The sequence below is a fragment of the Pseudoflavitalea rhizosphaerae genome, from assembly GCF_003991355.1.
GTDB lineage: Bacteria > Bacteroidota > Bacteroidia > Chitinophagales > Chitinophagaceae > Pseudobacter > Pseudobacter rhizosphaerae.
The window spans coordinates 133,968-152,825 of the sequence record NZ_RCSU01000009.1 but is presented as its reverse complement, the minus strand read 5'-3'; the positions used below and the strand labels follow the sequence as shown (position 1 = coordinate 152,825).

14 protein-coding genes are annotated in these 18,858 nt (G+C 48.2%); 5 read left to right on the top strand and 9 right to left on the bottom strand.

Translation table 11 applies throughout. The features are described from left to right. Nucleotides 1–77: 77 nt before the first annotated feature. The 5 genes from kdsA to D9Y29_RS16560 all read right to left on the bottom strand — a co-directional run bounded on the left by kdsA (nt 78) and on the right by D9Y29_RS16560 (nt 6,032). Entirely contained in the window at nt 78–899 is an 822-nt protein-coding gene (gene kdsA / locus D9Y29_RS16580; protein ID WP_127130198.1) for a 3-deoxy-8-phosphooctulonate synthase, read from the bottom strand. 186 nt (nt 900–1,085) lie between these two features. After that, nucleotides 1,086–1,835, bottom strand: a complete 750-nt coding sequence (locus D9Y29_RS16575) for a LytR/AlgR family response regulator transcription factor (RefSeq protein WP_127130196.1) — start codon at nt 1,833–1,835, stop codon at nt 1,086–1,088. Then, nucleotides 1,836–4,898 carry a ligand-binding sensor domain-containing protein gene (locus D9Y29_RS16570; protein WP_127130194.1) on the bottom strand — a complete coding sequence of 1,021 codons (3,063 nt, stop codon included), beginning with the start codon at nt 4,896–4,898 and terminating at the stop codon, nt 1,836–1,838. A gap of 77 nt (nt 4,899–4,975) precedes the next feature. Then, nucleotides 4,976–5,467: a hypothetical protein gene (locus tag D9Y29_RS16565; RefSeq protein WP_127130192.1), complete on the bottom strand. Its 492-nt coding sequence runs from the start codon at nt 5,465–5,467 to the stop codon at nt 4,976–4,978. 46 nt (nt 5,468–5,513) lie between these two features. Continuing rightward, nucleotides 5,514–6,032 (bottom strand): hypothetical protein, encoded by a 519-nt coding sequence (locus D9Y29_RS16560; RefSeq protein ID WP_127130190.1) that lies wholly within the window; start codon nt 6,030–6,032, stop codon nt 5,514–5,516. 195 nt (nt 6,033–6,227) lie between these two features. Here D9Y29_RS16560 and D9Y29_RS16555 point away from each other — a divergent pair, with 195 nt between their 5' ends. From D9Y29_RS16555 to D9Y29_RS16545, 3 genes are all read left to right on the top strand, one after another. After that, nucleotides 6,228–7,178: an NAD-dependent epimerase/dehydratase family protein gene (locus D9Y29_RS16555; RefSeq protein WP_206513807.1), complete on the top strand. Its 951-nt coding sequence runs from the start codon at nt 6,228–6,230 to the stop codon at nt 7,176–7,178. A 109-nt stretch (nt 7,179–7,287) separates the two neighbouring features. Next, nucleotides 7,288–9,858 (top strand): family 20 glycosylhydrolase, encoded by a 2,571-nt coding sequence (locus tag D9Y29_RS16550; protein WP_127130188.1) that lies wholly within the window; start codon nt 7,288–7,290, stop codon nt 9,856–9,858. 193 nt (nt 9,859–10,051) lie between these two features. Continuing rightward, nucleotides 10,052–13,027, top strand: coding sequence for a T9SS type A sorting domain-containing protein (locus tag D9Y29_RS16545; RefSeq protein WP_127130186.1), 2,976 nt, complete (start codon nt 10,052–10,054; stop codon nt 13,025–13,027). 17 nt (nt 13,028–13,044) lie between these two features. On the opposite strand, the gene D9Y29_RS16540 is transcribed toward D9Y29_RS16545, so the two are convergent. Continuing rightward, complete coding sequence (locus D9Y29_RS16540; RefSeq protein WP_127130184.1) at nt 13,045–13,317, bottom strand: acylphosphatase; 273 nt, start codon at nt 13,315–13,317, stop codon at nt 13,045–13,047. 88 nt (nt 13,318–13,405) lie between these two features. Further along, entirely contained in the window at nt 13,406–14,641 is a 1,236-nt protein-coding gene (locus D9Y29_RS16535; protein ID WP_127130182.1) for an isocitrate dehydrogenase (NADP(+)), read from the bottom strand. Between the two features lie 200 nt (nt 14,642–14,841). On the opposite strand from D9Y29_RS16535, the gene D9Y29_RS16530 reads away from it, so the two are divergent. Beyond that, nucleotides 14,842–15,480: a Crp/Fnr family transcriptional regulator gene (locus D9Y29_RS16530; RefSeq protein WP_127130180.1), complete on the top strand. Its 639-nt coding sequence runs from the start codon at nt 14,842–14,844 to the stop codon at nt 15,478–15,480. A gap of 10 nt (nt 15,481–15,490) precedes the next feature. Further along, nucleotides 15,491–16,102 carry a Crp/Fnr family transcriptional regulator gene (locus tag D9Y29_RS16525; protein WP_164735438.1) on the top strand — a complete coding sequence of 204 codons (612 nt, stop codon included), beginning with the start codon at nt 15,491–15,493 and terminating at the stop codon, nt 16,100–16,102. On the opposite strand, the gene D9Y29_RS16520 is transcribed toward D9Y29_RS16525, so the two are convergent. Next, nucleotides 16,099–17,988 carry an Nramp family divalent metal transporter gene (locus tag D9Y29_RS16520; RefSeq protein ID WP_241237961.1) on the bottom strand — a complete coding sequence of 630 codons (1,890 nt, stop codon included), beginning with the start codon at nt 17,986–17,988 and terminating at the stop codon, nt 16,099–16,101. The genes D9Y29_RS16525 and D9Y29_RS16520 overlap by 4 nt on opposite strands. Beyond that, nucleotides 17,978–18,643 carry a metal-dependent transcriptional regulator gene (locus D9Y29_RS16515; RefSeq protein WP_127130176.1) on the bottom strand — a complete coding sequence of 222 codons (666 nt, stop codon included), beginning with the start codon at nt 18,641–18,643 and terminating at the stop codon, nt 17,978–17,980. The genes D9Y29_RS16520 and D9Y29_RS16515 overlap by 11 nt, the downstream gene beginning before the upstream one ends. Between the last annotated feature and the right edge of the window lie 215 nt (nt 18,644–18,858).

Genomic DNA, 18,858 nt, shown 5'->3' with positions numbered 1-18,858 from the left:
AAAAGTAATGGATTACGATCCAGAAAAATCCCGGCTCGGTGGCCGGGATTTGCTATTTAGAAAAGAATCAGGCTTAATTATACAACCGCTTTCCTCAGCTTCACCAGCTGCTGCAGCAATGGCTCCAGCAGATCCAGTTTCAACATATTGGCGCCATCTGATTTGGCTACGGCAGGGTTGGGATGCGTTTCAATGAACAAACCATCTGCTCCGGTAGCAATAGCGGCTTTGGCAATAGTACCGATCAGTTGGGGATTACCACCGGTAACACCACTGGTCTGATTCGGTTGCTGCAGACTGTGAGTACAGTCCATCACCACCGGTGCGCCATGCTCTTTCATCCAGGGGATATTGCGATAGTCCACTATCAGGTCCTGGTAACCGAATGTGTTGCCGCGGTCCGTGAGGATCACTTTTTCATTTCCGGCATTGCGGATCTTTTCGGCAGCAAACTTCATAGAAGGGCCGCTGAGGAATTGTCCTTTTTTCACATTCACGATCTTGCCGGTATGTGCGGCTGCTTCCAGCAGGTCTGTCTGACGGCAGAGGAATGCCGGGATCTGCAGTACATCGATGTATTGGGCAGCAATGGCCGCTTCTTCATGTGCATGGATATCTGAAGTAACGGGGAGCTTGTATTTCTCTCCTGTTTTCTTCAGTAATTGCATCGCCACTTCATCACCAAGTCCGGTGAAAGAGCTGCCGCTGGTGCGGTTGGCTTTGCGGTAAGAAGCTTTGAAAATATAAGGGATTCCAAGATTTTTGCAGATGCCCGAAACTTTATCGGCCACTTCCATCAACAACTCTTCGCTCTCCACTACACATGGACCGGCGATCAGGAAGAAATTATTCTCGTCATACTGTTGGTTGGCAAACAGGTCTTTTAACATTTTTTCCATGGCCGCAAAGATAAGATAGTTTCTGAATTGACAGTGAAGTGGCGGGATATAGGAGCGGAGAGCCGCCAGTCGCTCGCCTCTGGCGAGTGACTTCTATTTGTTCGCCTCCGGCGAACACCGCGTCGCCGGAGGCGACTAAACAGAAGTCACTCGCCAGAGGCGAGCGACTGGACTGGCCGCACCTTACTATTTGTTCGCCAGCATCCGCTGCAGGAACTCTTCTTTTTTCCTTCTCGCCACATCCACATAATTCCCGTTCTGCATTTCTATTTGTCCGCCATCCCCCTTGATATATCTTTTCAGATATGTGAGGTTGATCAGGTGGGAATGATGGGGACGGAAGAACTTATCATTCGGCAATAATTCTTCAAACTCCTTCAGGGTCCTGCTGGCAGTGAGCTTTGCATGATTGGTGAAATGGATCACCGTGTAATTGCTATGAGCTTCCAGGTGAATAATATCATCCACATTGAAGAATAACAATCCTTCCAAAGTAGGAATGGCTATTTTGTTGAGGGCTGCATTGCGTTGCAGGTTATCGGCCAGTACTTCCAGCTTGCGACCAGTTTCAGGTTTTCCCTGAGATTGAAGGATCTTACTGATGGTACTGCGCAGCTCTTCGATGTCTACTGGTTTGAGCAGATAATCGAAAGCTGCAAAACGGATTGCGCGGATGGCATATTGATCATAAGCGGTTGTAAATACGAGGTGGAATTTCTTTTCGGGTATTTGCTGCAACATGGCAAAGCCATCCATGCGCGGCATTTCAATATCGAGGAAAACGATCTGCGGCAACAGCTGACTGATCAGTGCAATGCCCTGCAGGCCGTCAGCGGCTTCGCCGGTTACGGTCACTTCCGGGCAATAATCCTGCAGTTTCTTTTTGAGGGCGATGCGGCCCTTCACTTCGTCGTCGATGATGATGGCGGATAGCATTTATTGAATTTTAAGTCGTACTTCAATACGGGTGCCTGCTGGCTGATCATCTTCATGGAGGTCTGTAATCAGCACGGAGGCATCGGTTTCCTTATTGAACAATTTTACACGGTCGCGGGTCATGGCCATTCCGTAGGAAATATTTTCTTTCCGGATATTGGTGATGGTAGCTGAACGACCCACGCCATTGTCTTCAATCAGGTACAAAAGATAATCGTCTTTTCTGGAAACTGAGATGATGAGTTTGCCATCGTTGCCCGTCCTGTTGCGCAATCCATGCAGGATGGCATTCTCCACGTATGGCTGAATGATGAGTGGGGGTACTTTCAGATCGTCCTGCAATATATCTTCCGGCACATTGAAGCTGACGGTGAATTTATTTTCGTTGCGCAACTGCTCCAGTTCGATATACAGTTTCAGGGTGTTAAGGTCTTTGCTGAGTGGAACGGCAGGCTGATTGGAGTTGTCCAGGATATTACGGATCAGCTTCGCGAATTTATTCAGGTATACGGTAGCGTTATATTTGTCGTTGCTCTGGATCAGTGCGTCGATGCTGTTTATGCAATTGAAGATGAAGTGGGGGTTCATTTGTGCGCGGAGCGCCATCATTTCCGTGGTGCTGATCTTTTGCTGCAGCTCCGCTTCATGCCTGATCTGTTTTATCCTTCTGCGAAGCAGCCACCAGGTGAGTGCAATAACCAGCACAATCACCAGCGCCAGGAACCATGTAGTCTGCCAGAACTCAGGCAGGATGGTGATCTGCAGCCGGGTGATGGCTCTGTTCCAGTTGCCCTGGTTATTGGCCGATCTCACTTCGAATGTATAATTACCAGGCGATAACTTGGTATAGTTTGCAGTACGCTTATTGCCGCAATATACCCAGTCTGCATCCACGCCGGATAGTTTGTACGCGTATACGGTCCTGTTAGTATGCGAAAAATTGAGCGAAGAGAATTCGATGGTGAAAAAATTCTGATTGGGCTGCAGCCTGATATGTTGTTGCAGTTGCAGGGATGAATCCGACCGCGAAGGATGGTTCATCACCAGAAAACCGGTGATCACGGGAGGCGGATTGAATTTGTCTGCGGGTACATTGCCGGGATGAAAATAAGTGAGCCCTTCTATGCCGCCGAAATACATCATGCCGCGTGCATCGCGGTAGCAGCAGTTGGTATTGAACTCGGTTCCCTGCAGTCCGTAACTGACATCGTAGTTGAGGAATTTCCTTGTCTCTGCATCAAAGCAGCTGAGCCCGCTATTGGTGCTGAGCCACAGGCGTTGCTGCTGGTCCTGCAGAATGCCGTAAACCACGTTATTGGCGAGGCCATGCTCCGTTTGCCAGATCTTGATCACCGCTTTTTTTTGCAGATCATATTGCACAAGTCCATTGTCTGAACCGATCCAGAGCTGACCAGCCATGTCCTGATAAAGACAACGGACATTCCTCGTGTTGATTTGCGGAAGATCTATGGAACTGATGGAATTATTGGTGCGGTCCAGCTGCAGCAGGCCCATCCCTTCTGTACCCATCCAGATGCGTTGCCTGTCATCTTCATAGAAGCATCTTACCACAGGTTTGTTGTACAAGAGCATACTGTCCTTATCGATCCAGTTCGTCCATTTTTCCATTTCAAGATCGAACAGGTATAATCCGTTCATGCCGCTGACCAGCAGTATATTTTCCTGAGAGGGTTTGAAAACTGAATAGAGCCAGGTCTTGCTGATATCTTTCCCTGTGGAGTAGGGTGTGAATGCTTTGGATGGGGAAGCGCCGATGTCCAGTTTGCAGAGCCCTCCCCAGGTGGCGAGCCAGAACTGTCCTGGTTTACCGGGTGCAATACCATAAACCGTGTTGTGTGTAACGCCGGACGGACTGATATCTTTATAGCTGGTAAAACTGTTGTTGTTGGTATTCCATTTTACCACACCGCCATTTTGCGCGCCGATAAGCAGTTGTCCGTCACCGTTACTGAACAGGGAGAAAAGCATATTGTCGTTCAGCTGACTGTTATTGCGGTAATTCTTACGGATGGTGTGGAAGATGGAATTGTAAATATCGTATTTGGCAACACCGCCACCGCTGAGGCCGATCCAGATGATGCCCTGCCTGTCTTCAAACAGGGAGAGTACAAAATCTTTGCGCAGTGAACCTGGCTTGTCTTCACGATAGCGGCACCTTGTGAATTGTGCAGTGAAAGGATTGTAACGATAAAGTCCTTCATTGCGGGTACCGATCCAGAGTTGTTGCTTTGAATCTGCCATCATGCAGTAAACGGCATGCAATGTGCCGTCTGTGAGTGGAGGCGTAAAAGCATGGGTCAGTCCTGTTGCTGGGTCGTAAATCAGGATGCCATGTTCTGCAGTGCCGATCCAGAGCTCATTATTGAACCAGCAGAGGGCGCGGAATTTCATGCCTTCGCTGATCGAGTGGTTCATCGTTACCATGTTGAACCGGCCTCTTGCGGCATCGTACCAGTAGATATTGTTGAGATCGCATATCCATAACCGGTTGTGATTGTCTGTTGTGATATCTATCAGGCGATCGTTCTGGCCTTCTCCTGCGAAGTAATGCTGGTAATGTCCATTACCGTTCACTTTGAAGAGACCGTTATAGCGGGTGAGGATCCAGGTATTGAACTGATGGTCTTCAAATAATTTCAGGATGCTGACGCTATCGGGAGTGGAAGTGGGCTGACGGAAGAATTTACTGAAGGTCTCGAATTGTCCGCTCTGCGGATTGAGCAGGAAGAGTCCATCCTGGGTACCTGCCCATAGTCGGCCTGAATGGCCTGCAAGAAGTGCGTCTACCTGGTTTGACGTGGAAGCCGATCCGGCAAAAGGCTTACGATAAGAAATGAATTCGTAGCCATCAAATCGGTTGAGCCCTTCCTGTGTGCCCATCCATATGAACCCGTGATGGTCCTGTGTGATGGAATAGCCGCTGTTCTGCGAAAGCCCGTTAAGCGATGTGTAGTTTTCAAAATACAGGTCCTGTTGCCGGGCAGCAAGCTGCTGACAGCAAAGCAGGAAGCAGGCAGCCAGAATATATCTGATGGCGCTCAAGGGAACAGGTTTACATGCAATTTAGAATTTATCGGCAGCTTCCCCGAAGCTGCTGAATAATTTTTATTGTCAGCTGTTTATGGAAGTTGATAGAAAGACCGCATGGCTTCGTAATCGGATACATCTGGTGATGAGATATGCCTGTTGCCTGGTACCAGCCCCAGATTCTCCTGGCGGTTGGTGTAGATGCGGATCACGCGGATCTTTGAATAGGCTTCTCCCACACCAACCTTATCGATATAGATATTGACTTTACCGCCTGCGAAGTCAATGCTGGTTCTGTACCGGGTGTTGGCTCCAAAGCCTTCGCCCGGTATGAAATACCATCTGGTCAGTGGTTCGTAAAAGAGATATACATGCCATGATGAGTTATTCATAGTATCTGCAGTGGTACTGATCTGAAGATGCTTAAATGCGCTGGTGGCGAAATTATGTGCACCGAAATTGTATTGAACAGCATTAGCATTGCCATTCAGACCAGGATCGCCTTTATCGCCCTGATCACCTTTCTTGCAGGAGAAGATAAGCAGCATAGAAATAGCGACTGCTAAAACAAGTGTTGATCTCATAAATATGCATTGATAATTTAAAGAATAAATTTCCATTGGTTAAATACTATTTACCCGCCTGGATATTCCTTACGGCCACCCTGCTGAAATATCCCCGTATGGTGTAGGTCTTACCCTCCTGGTCTTTCAGTGATCCGGAAAAGTTGCCGCTGCAGCTCTTTCCGTTCATGGCAATCAGGGAGAACTGTCCTTCCGTTGGCGTCAGGCTGGCTGGTATTCCATTGCCATCATGATAGATACTGATACTGGCTTTACCACGTTGCTGCCGTTGGGCCAGTACATATTTTCCGGAGCGGGAACCGCCTACATAACCCATCAGGGAATATTTGGAATCAGGACTGTTCATTTCAATCATCAGTACATCGGAATCCAGTACTGCATTGGCGTTGTGGCTCTCGTAAGCAGCTATCCTGTTGCCATCCAGGGTGATGGAGATGCTGGCCGTTGCACTGTCAACCGGCGCTGGTGCTGGTTTTCCCTGTATGATACTTTCTTCCGGATTTTGTCCGCATGACGGTCCGAACAATAATAAGCAACACAGATAATAAAAGCGCTTAACCATCATTGTTGTATAGTTGATATTTCCCATGCCGGGTAGTGAAGCAGGGGACGGTCTGGCAAAGTTTGCCGGAAGGGGCTGCGTAATGAAGACATATTGAGCGGATTACGGGAACGGGTGAGCAAACGGTAGTTAGTAAATTTTTTTGAGGATGACCGCATACGGATTACTTTTACGCCCCATAAAGGAAATTGTATCCATATGATGAAAGAAAAGATCCTCGTTATTGGTGCTTCCGGTCAGATCGGAGTGGAGTTGACGCTTGCCCTCCGCAACATCTACGGGAACAACAATGTTATAGCCTCTGACCTCAGGGAAGAAAATGAGCTGCTGAAAGGCACCGGCCCATATGTGAGCATGGACGTGATGAATAAAGAAATGCTGCACGTGCAGGTGATCCGTCAGAACATCACGCAGATCTACCTCCTGGCGGCCATCCTCTCCGCCACCGGCGAGAAGAATCCCAACCTGGCCTGGCATCTCAATATGCAGAGCCTGCTGAATGTGCTGGATATTGCACGCGAAGAGAAACTGCACAAAGTGTACTGGCCAAGCAGCATCGCCGTATTTGGTCCTACTTCCCCCAAACAGAATTGTCCTCAGCAAACCATCATAGAACCCACCACTGTGTATGGCATTTCAAAATACGCGGGTGAGTTCTGGTGCAATTATTATCATCAGCGTTACGGAGTGGATGTGCGAAGCATCCGTTATCCAGGCCTGATCAGCTATAAGTCGCCTCCCGGCGGGGGAACTACGGATTATGCCGTAGAAATCTTCCACGAAGCGCTGGAAGAGAAAAAATACACCTGCTTCCTCAAAGAAGATACCTATCTTCCAATGATGTATATGCCCGATGCCATCCGTGGCACCATCGAACTGATGGAAGCCCCGGCCAGCAAGATCAACGTGCGTCATTCCTATAATCTTTCAGGAATGAGTTTCTCTCCCGAAGAGATCGGAGCAGCCATCAAAAAGCATATACCGGATTTCACGATCGATTATAAACCCGACTACCGTCAGGCCATTGCCGATAGCTGGCCTGCAAGTATCGATGATTCCGTAGCGAGAAATGATTGGGGATGGAAGCATGAGTTCGATCTGGCAAAAATGACCCGGGACATGCTGGTGAACCTTGAGGAAAAAGGATAAAAAGAGAAAATAGACAGGGATCAGGGGTTACAATTTGATCATGCAGATCACATAGATATGATTGTGTTGCTTGCATATTTCAAAAACCCAACAAACCTTTCGCACGCCTATGCTACGAATTGTGTATCCCGTTGTTGTTCTCTGTATCATGAGTATCTCAGCAATAGCCCAGAAAAAGACGAAGCTGCATCCTGTTCAACAAATTAAAGTGGAATGGGAGATCGTCGAGAACCATTACCAGGGCAAGTCCGGTTTTCAAAGTGCATTCACATTCACCAATAATGGAAAAAGCGACCTTCCTGCCAAAGGATGGTCGCTTTATTTCAATATAGCCCGTGCTATCCGGCCGGAGACTGTAGAAGGCGGCATGGCCATCGCCAATATCAACGGCGATCTCTTCAAACTTACGCCTGCTGCAAATTTCAAAGGACTTAAGCCTGGTCAGTCTGTTCGTGTGCCTTTTGTGGCGAGCGATTGGGTGATCAATTACACAGATGCGCCCCTCGGCCTATTCTGGGTACTGGATGATCAGCCGGAACAGGGACTGAAAGTGGAAAACTATCATGTCATTCCTGCCACGCAGTTGAAGCAGATCAAACGGTCGCCGGATGATAAGTACGGATTCACCACTCCCGCCGATCTCTACCGGCAGAACAGTAAGATCGAAGAGCTGTCCGCGGAAGGACTTACCAAAATATTTCCCACACCAGCCTTTTACAGGGAAACAGGAAAAGCCTTTTATCTCAGCAATGTAAAGGTGATCAATGCCGATGCTGCCTTTGCGCAGGAAGCTGCTTACCTGGCCAATGAGCTTGAATACATCATGGGCAAAAAGATACCCCTGGGCGATGCCATTGGCGATACTTCCGATGGTATCATTTTTCGCAAAGCTGATCTGCCGGCAGAAGCTTATGAGATCTCGATGACGGAGTCAAAGTTGCTGATCAGGGCAGGCGATGCAGCAGGCGCTTTTTATGCCATTCAATCCATCCGATCCCTGATGCCAGCTGAAGCATTCAGGGGAAACAGGCCACGTTTGTCTATTCCTGCAGTGGAGGTGAAAGATGCGCCACGATTCGGTTTCAGGGCTTTCATGCTGGATGTGGGCCGCAACTTCCATTCAAAGCAACAGGTGCTGAGGGTGCTTGACCTGATGGCTTTGTACAAACTCAATGTATTCCATTTCCATTTCAGTGAAGACGAAGGCTGGCGTATCGAAATGCCATCACTCCCAGAGCTCACCAGCATCGGGGCGCGCCGCGGATTCCCGGTGGATGAAAGCAAACAACTGATGCCGAGTTTCGGTTCCGGTCCGGATAACCATTCATCCGGCACAGGTCATTATACCAAAGCAGAATTCATCGAGATATTGAAGTATGCGCATGCGCGGCATATTAAAGTGATACCGGAAATTGAATCTCCCGGTCATGCGCGAGCTGCAGTGGTGAGTATGAAAGCACGCTACGAGCGTTTGATGAAAGAAGGAAAAAAAGAAGCTGCAGAAGAATTCATGCTGCATGATCCCAATGATCAATCCGAATACAGATCAGTACAGGGCTGGCGCGATAATGCGATGAATGTGGCGCAGCCCGGCGTATATCGTTTTCTCGCGCGGGTGTTCGATGATTTCATTGCGATGTACAAGGAAGCAGGCGTGCCACTGGATATGGTCCATGTAGGCGGAGATGAGCTGCCCGCGGGCGTTTGGGAGAAGTCGCCTGTTGCGCAGGAACTGGTTGCAAAAGATCCCAACCTGCATACCACTTTCGATCTCTGGTATTACTATTATGAAAAAGTGAACAAGCTGCTGAAGGAAAGAGGGCTTGCTGCATATGGATGGGAAGAGGCAGGCATGCGCAAAACACAGCTGGATGGCAAATCGCATTATATCCCCAATCCTGATTTTGCACGCGGCGTTTTCCAGCTGGATGTATGGAACAATATGCTGGGCTGGGGCGCGGAAGACCTTGCTTACAGATTGGCGAATGCAGGCTACGAGATCGTGCTGTCTCCCGTGAGCAATGTGTATTTCGATATGTGCTATTACAAGAACTTCGACGAGCCGGGTTATTACTGGGGTGGCTTCATCGATCTGGACAAACCCTGGCAGTTCATTCCCTACGATTACTACCGCAATGCGAGGAAAGATAAATTCAATACTGATCTTCCGGCATCTTTCTTCGAACATAAAGAGCGTTTAACCGATTATGGAAAACAGCATATCACCGGCATGCAGGGATTGCTCTGGAGCGAAACACTGGTAACACCGCAGATGATGGAGTATATGTTGCTGCCGAAATTGCTGGGACTTTCTGAAAGAGCCTGGAGCACTGATCCGGCCTGGGCTTCAGAGCCCGAGCCGATGGCGGGTGCAGCTTACTGGAAAGACTGGAGCCAGTTTGTGAACCGTGTGGGCAAAAGGGAATTGCCAAAGCTGGATTACCTGGCTGGTGGATTTTCGTATCGTATTCCAACACCGGGGTTAGTGGTAGAAAATGGAATAGTGAAAGCAAATATTCAATTGCCGGGACTAACGCTTCGTTATACTACTGATGGTAAGGAACCCAATGTGAACAGTAAGTTGTATGCAGGTCCGGTTACAGATAAAGGTTTGATCAAAGTGAAAGCGTTTAGTTCCAATGGCAGGAGCGGGAGAGTAGCGGAAGTAAAGAACGAATAGATCAGCAAGGATATTAATTCAAACACTTCATAGTTGTGAAAGGATCGCTGGGCGATCCTTTCGTTTTTTACAGCGTTGAGACGGATAATTTCGCACAATATCAGGTAAGGGTGTATCCCCAAAGCCCCCGCCCGTACTACGACCCAGGCGGGTGGCAAGGGGATTTTTTCTAACTCTATTAATCTTTGTGCGTATGAAAATATTTTTTCCACTCATGCTCTTGTGCTGCTTTCTCTTCAATATCGATGTGTCAGGGCAGATCAGGTATGCGAATCGTGTACCAGCCTGGAGTTCTCAATATTCATCCGGAAGCTATAATGCCTGGCAGGCAACCGGTGAGCCCAATACAACACCTTGCACTGATGCTGGAACGGCCTGGTGTCCTTCAACCAGTGCCGGCTCCAGGGAATGGCTGGAACTGGAGTATGATAATCCTGCTCCGGTCAACCGGATATTCGTTCATGAAACCCTTGCTCCCGGAGCTGTAGATACTGTTTATGTGATGAATCCAAATACACAGCAATGGGAAAAAGTGTATGAAGTTACTGCTGCCAATCTTCCGGCATGCTCCCGCATTCTGACAGTAGTAATTCCTATAACCAGCTTTCCCGTAAGTAAGGTGCGTATTGCACTGAACACAACACTTGTGAACGGCTGGAATGAGATAGACGCAGTGGGGATTGCTAATTTTACTGATGGAGGCGTAATTGGCTCGGATCAATTAATCTGTGGAGCTGCTCAGCCAGCAGCTTTCACCAATATTGATGCTGCTTATAACGGCAATCCTGCAGTAGTTTATCAATGGCAGGATTCAACTGAAAATGGAAGCTGGCAACCTGTAACCGGGGCCAATGCTGTAACTTATCAGGCGCCTCCTATATCTGGTAACACCTGGTACAGGAGAGCTGCTACATTGAATGGTGTTACAGCATATAGCAATTCAGTAAAATTATCTATTATTCAGACAGGCGATGCATCTGAATTTCCATTGAACAAATGGAATTTCTATGCTTATCAGACAAATAATATTGATCTTATCGGGGCTGACTACAGAGGTTTCTATAGCAGGGAAGTGTTGGATTTTAATACAATAGATGATTGGCATTATCTCGCTTCTCCAGCTTCTGCCACAGGTTACCAGGGATGTGATGTACCTGTGGATTATTTTGCAACGGTAGCCCGCCGTAAAGGTTTCATTGCAGGAAACTATGTGTTGAATATTCCCAATTTTACAAACAAATTGCGCATATACATCAATGGGGCATTGATCAGCAACCTGACTTGTTGTGCTGCATCCATTTCGCTGGGAAGCCTTGACGAAAATTCTGAAGTGGAGCTCCGGTTACTTGATGAAGGAGGACATTCTTACTTGACTGCTGAATTCCGGATGTCTGGTCTCAACGGTGGGGATATCGGTGAGCCGCAGGCATTGTGTATAGGCGAAACACCTGCATTATTGGTGAGCAACAAAGATGCCTTTGGTGGATCTGCCCCTGCCAGCATCACTTATCAATGGCAGGATTCTGTTGCGAATGGCAGCTGGACAAATATTGCCAATGCAGTAAATAAGACGTATCAGGCCGGGATGCTTTCCGTTACAACATGGTTCAGAAGAAAAGCTGCAGATAATTCCGGCGCCATTGCTTACAGCGATGAGATCAAGATCTCAGTAGGTACTGTGCAGGGAGACACAGCTGTGTACGGTAATCAAAGCTGGAATGTATATGCATTCAATGGCAGCGATATAACGCTAGCTACTAATTCATATCGTGGGTATTATACAGCTGCCGGATTGGCTGTGAATACCTCCGGCTCATTCCCCACTACTTTATCTCCTTCAGCGGCGGCTAATTACAGCGGTTGCCCGGTAGATAATGATAATTTCGTGATCAGTGCGAGAAGACAAGGATTCCCGGCAGGAAAATATAAACTGAATATTGGTAATGTAGATGATGAAATGATGTTGTTGATAAATGGGGTTGTGGTATTCAGCGCCCAGGCATCAAATATTACCATCGGTGAACTGGATGAAAACAGTAAAGTTGAATTACGATTAAAAGAAACCAATAACGCTGCATCCATGGATGTAACGTTTGTCAGGATTGAGAATCGTGTAGCTGATTATAGCAATAACAATTGCAACTTTTACTACCTGCATTTCGTGAACCAAAATATATGGTATGATTTCACTGATGCTTCAGGAAACCTGGTGCTTTCCTTACATCCTAATGGTAATAACCTTGGCACCATGGAATTGTATACAAAACATTTTGGAACAGGTGTTGCTAATATACCCGGTAGCAGTACCAGGAAATTCCTTCCCAGGAATTTCAAGTTGAGTTCCGTTACTCATCCCAACAGTTTCCCAACGCCGGTTAAGATCCGGTTGTATTACAAAAACAGTGAATTTGCAGATTATAAAACAGCCATCAATAAGCCGGTACTTACACTGAATGATCTGGCCCTTGTCCATTACAAAGGAGTGAGTGAAGATTGCGAGTTTAGTAATAACCAGGGACTGGGTGTTGAGCTTGCATCCCCTGTGCCGGGAGATATTGCGGGCACCGGTTTTTACCTGGAAGCCTCTACTACAAGCTTCTCCGAGTTCAGCGTATTGCAATCCAATGCCTCGCTTCCGGTAAGCCTCACTTCTTTCAACGTCAAACTGGTGATGGATAAGGTTGTACTGAACTGGTCAACTGCTCAGGAGCTGGAGAATAAAGGGTTTGAGATCGAACGCAGCGCAGATGGCCGCAATTTCGTTAAGATCGGCTGGGTAGATGGAAACGGTAACAGCCATTCAACTATAAAATACGATTTCACTGATGCATCTCCGTTGTCAGGAAGGAATTATTACCGCCTCCGTCAAGTGGATATCGATGGTAATTTCAGTTACAGCGAGATCAGTGCAATAAGTACTGTAAATTCCACCAGGCTGACTGTTAGTCCGAATCCCGTCAGCAATATGCTCTATATCGAATATGATGTGAAGAATAATGCCAGTCTCGCTATCCTGGATTTGCAGGGACGTGTTCTATGGAAACGCCAGGGGCAGGGAACCTCTTCGCTGATCAGTCTGCCGGTGCAGCAACTCGCAAATGGCGTATACTTCCTGGAGAGCAGGGATAAGCAGGGCAGGAGACAAACACAGAAATTTGTGAAGCAATAAAGTGATGGTCTTTTTTTTTATCGCTCTATCCTGAATCCCATAAATACAGCAGGCGGCATCGTTTCTACCTGTACTTCCTCCACAATGGCCCGCACCGGCCCCTGTTTGCACCAAACCACCAATTGCAGCAGCTGTGCCGTTGTACCAGATGCCATGATCTGCACGCTTCCATCCGGATTGTTCTTCACATAACCGGTAATGCCCAGCGCAGTCGCTTTTTCCTTTGTGCTTTGCCGGTAGAAGACGCCCTGCACTTTGCCTGTCACTTTGATGGAATAGGTCTGTAACATGCTGGTAAGGTAATATCATTTTTACATAAAACAAGAAAGCCCCGGAGTGGTCCGGGGCTTTTCTTTGTATGAGCTGAGAAAGGAAAGATTACATTCCCATCTTTTGTTTCAGTTTGCTGTCGATAGCATCCAGGAACTCTTCAGTGTACAGGTAATGTTCTCCGTGATTTACCTTATTGCCATGGATACATACTGCGAGGTCCTTGGTCATTTTACCTTCTTCCACAACTTCGATACAAACGGCTTCGAGTGCGTTGGCGAAATCGATCAGCTCCTGGTTATTATCCAGTTTGCCGCGGAAGGCCAGACCTCTTGTCCATGCAAAGATAGATGCGATGGGGTTGGTGCTGGTTGGTTTTCCTGCCTGGTGATCACGGAAGTGACGGGTAACGGTGCCGTGCGCAGCTTCTGCTTCCATGGTCTTTCCGTCTGGAGTAACCAGAACAGAAGTCATGAGACCGAGCGAACCGAAGCCCTGCGCTACGCTGTCTGATTGTACGTCGCCATCATAGTTCTTACAGGCCCAGACGAAATTGCCATTCCATTTGAGGGCGGAAGCCACCATGTCGTCAATAAGGCGGTGTTCGTACACGATGCCTGCATCCTGGAATGCCTTTTTGAATTCGTTCTGATAGATGTCTTCAAAAATATCTTTGAAACGGCCATCGTATTTTTTGAGGATGGTGTTCTTAGTGCTGAGGTAGAGCGGCCATTTTTTGCTGAGCGCCATGTTGAAGCAGCTGCGAGCAAAACCTTTGATGCTCTCGTCTGTGTTGTACATGGAGAGAGCAACGCCATCGCCTTTGAAGTTGTACACTTCGAAGGTCTGTGGCTCGCCGCCATCTTCCGGAGTGAAGGTCATGGTGAGTTTACCTTTTCCTTTGATCACGGTATCGGTAGCGCGGTACTGGTCGCCGAAAGCATGACGGCCTACAATGATGGGGGCAGTCCAGTTGCTAACCAGTCTCGGAATATTTTTGATTACGATGGGCTCGCGGAATACAGTTCCGTCGAGGATATTGCGGATAGTGCCGTTAGGGCTCTTCCACATTTGTTTCAGGTTGAATTCTTTCACCCTTGCTTCGTCCGGGGTGATGGTGGCACATTTGATACCCACGCCGAATTCCCTGATGGCATTCGCTGCGTCGATGGTCACCTGGTCATTGGTCTGGTCCCTGTACTCGACGCCGAGGTCGTAATACCTGATGTCTACATCCACATAGGGGAGGATCAGTTTCTCCTTGATGAACTTCCAGATGATCCGGGTCATTTCGTCACCATCCAATTCAACAACCGGATTAGCTACTTTGATTTTTTTGGCCATGTCTTGTGATTTTAAGCTCAGTTAAGTTTGCGAATCTACGCCAATTGGGCTAATTGAGCAAAGCCAGTCCCATATTCAAAAAATTAATCTGTTAAAGGACGGTACGTTCGATTGAATTACACGTTTTTTTTAATGATGAATAGTACAAAGGACGATATGAATGGTTTCTATTAAAAACAGAACTATTTTTACTTCTGGACATGGAGCATACTACGGAAGATAAGATGGCCTTATTGCTGGCATATGCAGACCGGTTACAGGAATATACCGGCCGCTCACTCCAGCTCAGTACAGGAGATATCACTTCTCTGGCCCATATCATGGTGTTACGGCAATACAGGCGCAGGTCGGACCTGGTGAAGGCAGGCGATAAAGAGCTATACCTGCATTTCATCGTAAAGGGACTGGTGCGTCAGTACTTCCGCGATCCCATCAGGGATGTAACCATTCACTTTGCCCGTGAAGGTGAAGTGGTGAGTTCCTTCGTGTCCTTTTTTTCAGGAAACCCTTCCCTCTGCCAACTGGAAACACTGGAACCTACCGTTACCCTGGCGCTGCCAAAAAATAAACTCGAGCAACTATTTCCCTATTCAAACCGCATAAACCGTATGGCCCGACTCATCCTTTCTGAACAGGTCCTGCAGCAGGAACACTGGGAGCTCAATCACCTGCGCTACTCCATCCGCGAAAGGTTCCTGATGTTCATCAAGAACAATCCGGAACTGTTCCTCAGGGTACCACATAAATACCAGGCATCTTACCTCGACATTGAACCTGAAACTTACAGCCGCCTTAAAACGCAACTGGAAAGAAAAGTGAATGCTATTCACGGAAAATAATGTCGTTCCTATGTCCCGATCCATCGATGTAAGAAATTATTTAGACCCGCTGTTCACTTACGTGCACCGCTATACGCAATTACGTAAGGATGAACTATTGCAGCTCCTTCCATTCCTGGAGATCAAATTGTACGAAAAAAAAGAGATGATCCTGTTCGCAGGCGAGATCGATAATTACCTCAATATCGTAGTGAAAGGAATGGCACGCAAATACATTTCGCTTCCCAAGAAAAGGGAGGTGACGCTGCAATTGGCCACAGAAGGGCATTTCATTCAGTCTGAAGTGAGCTTCAATACCAGGAGGCCATCGGAGCTGAGCGTACAGGCAGTAGAGCAGACCATCCTGGTACGCATCGAGCACCGCAAACTGGAAACCATCATGCTGAGTTTCCCCTGGGCCGAAAACATCGGCAGGTTGCTGGTGATAGAACTGGCTGGCGCCAGGGAAAAAAGGCAATACAATGTGAGAATGAAATCCGCCCGCCAGCGATTCCTCGATTACAGAACAAACCATCCGCAGATGATGCGGCGCGTGCCGATGAATGTACTGGCATCCTATCTCAATATGAAGCCTGAAACCCTGAGCAGGCTCAAACGATCAGTGAAAGACAAATTCAGTTAGCTTCCTACGTTCACCACCAGCACAGGAATATTGATCTCGTGCCGCACCGAATTGATGGTTTCTCCATACAACCAGTCTTTCAATCCGCGATGCCGGTGTGCGCCGATTACCAGCAGGTCTGCCTGCTGGTCCTTCACCAGCCTGGCGATCTCCTTGCTCCTGTTGCGGAAACCAAGATGCCCTGAAGCATTGAATCCTTTTTCCTGTAGCTGCTGCACGTAGAAGTGTAAACGCTGTTCATCATTGCGCGTTTCAAAATCATCGCTTTCCAGGCCGAGCATATGTGCAGATGGACTTTCCACTACATGTATGAGGATGTATGCCGAATCTGTTTTGCCCTGCCCGATGGCGTGAGCGATCAACTGGCTGTCGTGCTCCCCGAATTCCAGCGCCACGGCAATTTTTTTGTACGATGGGGTATCCAGTTGCTGCAGTCCTGCGAGTTCCGGGTGCATCTCGATGGAGCTGGCAGCCTTTCTTCTTGCAAACAATGGATAGAATGTGATATATACAAGCAATGCCAGAAAGAACACGCCGCCTGCAATGATCACCGTTTTCCAGAGGAGACTGCCGGATTCACCAAAGAAATCAGTGGTCTGGCTGAGCACCATCTTGATATTGAGGTAAACCAATACAGAAGCGATCAGCCATGCGGCAAATTTTACAATGGGCTTGATAGCGAATTCTCCCATCGTTTTCTTATCGCTCACAAAATGTATCAGTGGTATAACGGCAAAGCCCAGTTGCATACTCAATACAACCTGGCTGAAGATGAGGAGGCTGTCCACTTCCTTATCGCCGAACAATCCGATCACGATGATGGCCGGGATGATGGCCAGCAGTCTTGTAAGCAGCCTGCGCATCCAGGGATTGATCCGCAAACGCAGGTAACCTTCCATCACGATCTGACCCGCGAGGGTACCGGTGATAGTGGAGCTTTGTCCGGCTGCAATCAATGCCACGGCAAACAAAACTGGAGCGAGTTTTGATCCAAGCATACCTTCCAGCAACTGGTGCGCTTCGCCGATCTCGGCCACGCCCAGTCCATTCTTGAAAAAGACGGCAGCAGCCAGGACCAGGATGGCGGCATTCACCAGGAAAGCCACGTTCAGCGCCACGGCGGAATCCACGAAACTCCATTTCAATGCCTGTTTGATGCCGGGTGAAGTTTTGCTGATCTTACGGGTTTGCACCAGCGCTGAATGCAGGTAAAGGTTATGCGGCATCACGGTGGCTCCGATGATACCGATGGCAATGTACAGCGCTTCATCATTCGGGAAAGTTGGAACGAAACCTTTCACCACTTCAGAAGCTACGGGCTCCGCCATGATGATCTGGACCAGGAAAGACACTGCCACCACGGCCACCAGGCCGATGATGAAGGCCTCCATCTTGCGGATGCCCAGTCTCTGTAACAACAATAATAATAAAGTATCGAAAACAGTGATAGCCACGCCCCAGATCAGTGGAAGGCCGGTGAGAAGATGTATACCGATGGCCATACCCAGCACTTCGGCCAGGTCTGTGGCGGCAATGGCAATTTCTGCAAGAACATAAAGAACGAAGTTGACTCCTTTCGGGTAGGTCTCCCGGTTAGCCTGGGCCAGGTCGCGGCCACGAACAATGCCGAGGCGGGCGGAGAGGCTTTGCAACAGTAATGCCATGATATTGCTCATCAGCAGTACCCACAGCAGGGCATAACCGAATTTTGAGCCACCTGCAAGATCCGTGGCCCAGTTGCCCGGGTCCATATACCCAACACTTACAAGATAGGCCGGCCCGAAAAAGGAAAGGACCTTTTTCCAGCGGTTGTTATGTTTGGATACATCTACGGAAGCATGTACTTCACTGAGCGACCTGTCTGGCGGGTGGTGCTTATTCATCATATTTCACAAATACGTTTTTGGCCACGTGTTCACTTACGGTGACGATGGTCTGATTTCTGATTTTCAATTCCAGTGAATTGTCGAAGGCAAATACCTTCTTCACTTCTATCTTAGTGCCGAGGCCGATCTGTTTGTGTTTGAGGAGCTCCAGCATTTCCGGGCTCTGATCTCCGATACCGCTCACTTCTCCTGTCTTGTTCACAGGGAGATGCAGCAGGTCTACCTGCCTGATTAGGGTGAACCTTCCCTGGCTGTCTGGGATCGGATCGCCATGCGGATCTGTTTTGGGAAAACCGAGGAATTCATCCAAACGGTCTATCAGTTTTTTGCTGCTGATATGTTCCAGCTCTTCTGCAATCTCATGCACTTCATCCCAGCCGAAGTTCAGTTTCTCCACCAGGAAATATTCCCAGAGACGATGCTTGCGGATGATCTGCAGCGCCACTTTCCTTCCCTCCTGGCTTAACTTGAAACCCTTGTAACGTTCATAGATGAGAAGCTTCTGCGCCTTCAGTTTTTTGAGCATGTCTGTAACTGAAGCCGGACGGGTCTGCAGTTCATTGGCTACATCGTTTGTGGTAACCACGCCATCGCTTTTCTGGAGATGGAAGATGGCCTTTAAATAATTTTCCTTACTGCTTGAATATTGTTGCATACATTATTTCGTTTCGCTGCTGCCAGTCGCTCGCCTCTGGCGAGTGACTTGTATTCCGTCGCCTCCGGCGACACAGTGTTCGCCGGAGGCGAACAAACAGAAGTCACTCGCGGGGACGCGAGCGACAGCCACTCTCCAATCTTCCGCCACTCTCCAATCCATCTACCACTCCCTGTTCATACTTCCGGCTACGCGTCTCTAAAATTAAATTTAGA

Coding starts and splice junctions, on each gene's coding strand:
- kdsA (WP_127130198.1), bottom strand. CDS start 899: ATGGAAAAAATGTTAAAAGACCTGTTTGCCAACCAACAGTATGACGAG.
- D9Y29_RS16575 (WP_127130196.1), bottom strand. CDS start 1,835: ATGCTATCCGCCATCATCATCGACGACGAAGTGAAGGGCCGCATCGCC.
- D9Y29_RS16565 (WP_127130192.1), bottom strand. CDS start 5,467: ATGAGATCAACACTTGTTTTAGCAGTCGCTATTTCTATGCTGCTTATC.
- D9Y29_RS16560 (WP_127130190.1), bottom strand. CDS start 6,032: ATGATGGTTAAGCGCTTTTATTATCTGTGTTGCTTATTATTGTTCGGA.
- D9Y29_RS16555 (WP_206513807.1), top strand. CDS start 6,228: ATGATGAAAGAAAAGATCCTCGTTATTGGTGCTTCCGGTCAGATCGGA.
- D9Y29_RS16550 (WP_127130188.1), top strand. CDS start 7,288: ATGCTACGAATTGTGTATCCCGTTGTTGTTCTCTGTATCATGAGTATC.
- D9Y29_RS16545 (WP_127130186.1), top strand. CDS start 10,052: ATGAAAATATTTTTTCCACTCATGCTCTTGTGCTGCTTTCTCTTCAAT.
- D9Y29_RS16540 (WP_127130184.1), bottom strand. CDS start 13,317: ATGTTACAGACCTATTCCATCAAAGTGACAGGCAAAGTGCAGGGCGTC.
- D9Y29_RS16535 (WP_127130182.1), bottom strand. CDS start 14,641: ATGGCCAAAAAAATCAAAGTAGCTAATCCGGTTGTTGAATTGGATGGT.
- D9Y29_RS16530 (WP_127130180.1), top strand. CDS start 14,842: ATGGAGCATACTACGGAAGATAAGATGGCCTTATTGCTGGCATATGCA.
- D9Y29_RS16525 (WP_164735438.1), top strand. CDS start 15,491: ATGTCCCGATCCATCGATGTAAGAAATTATTTAGACCCGCTGTTCACT.
- D9Y29_RS16520 (WP_241237961.1), bottom strand. CDS start 17,988: ATGATGAATAAGCACCACCCGCCAGACAGGTCGCTCAGTGAAGTACAT.
- D9Y29_RS16515 (WP_127130176.1), bottom strand. CDS start 18,643: ATGCAACAATATTCAAGCAGTAAGGAAAATTATTTAAAGGCCATCTTC.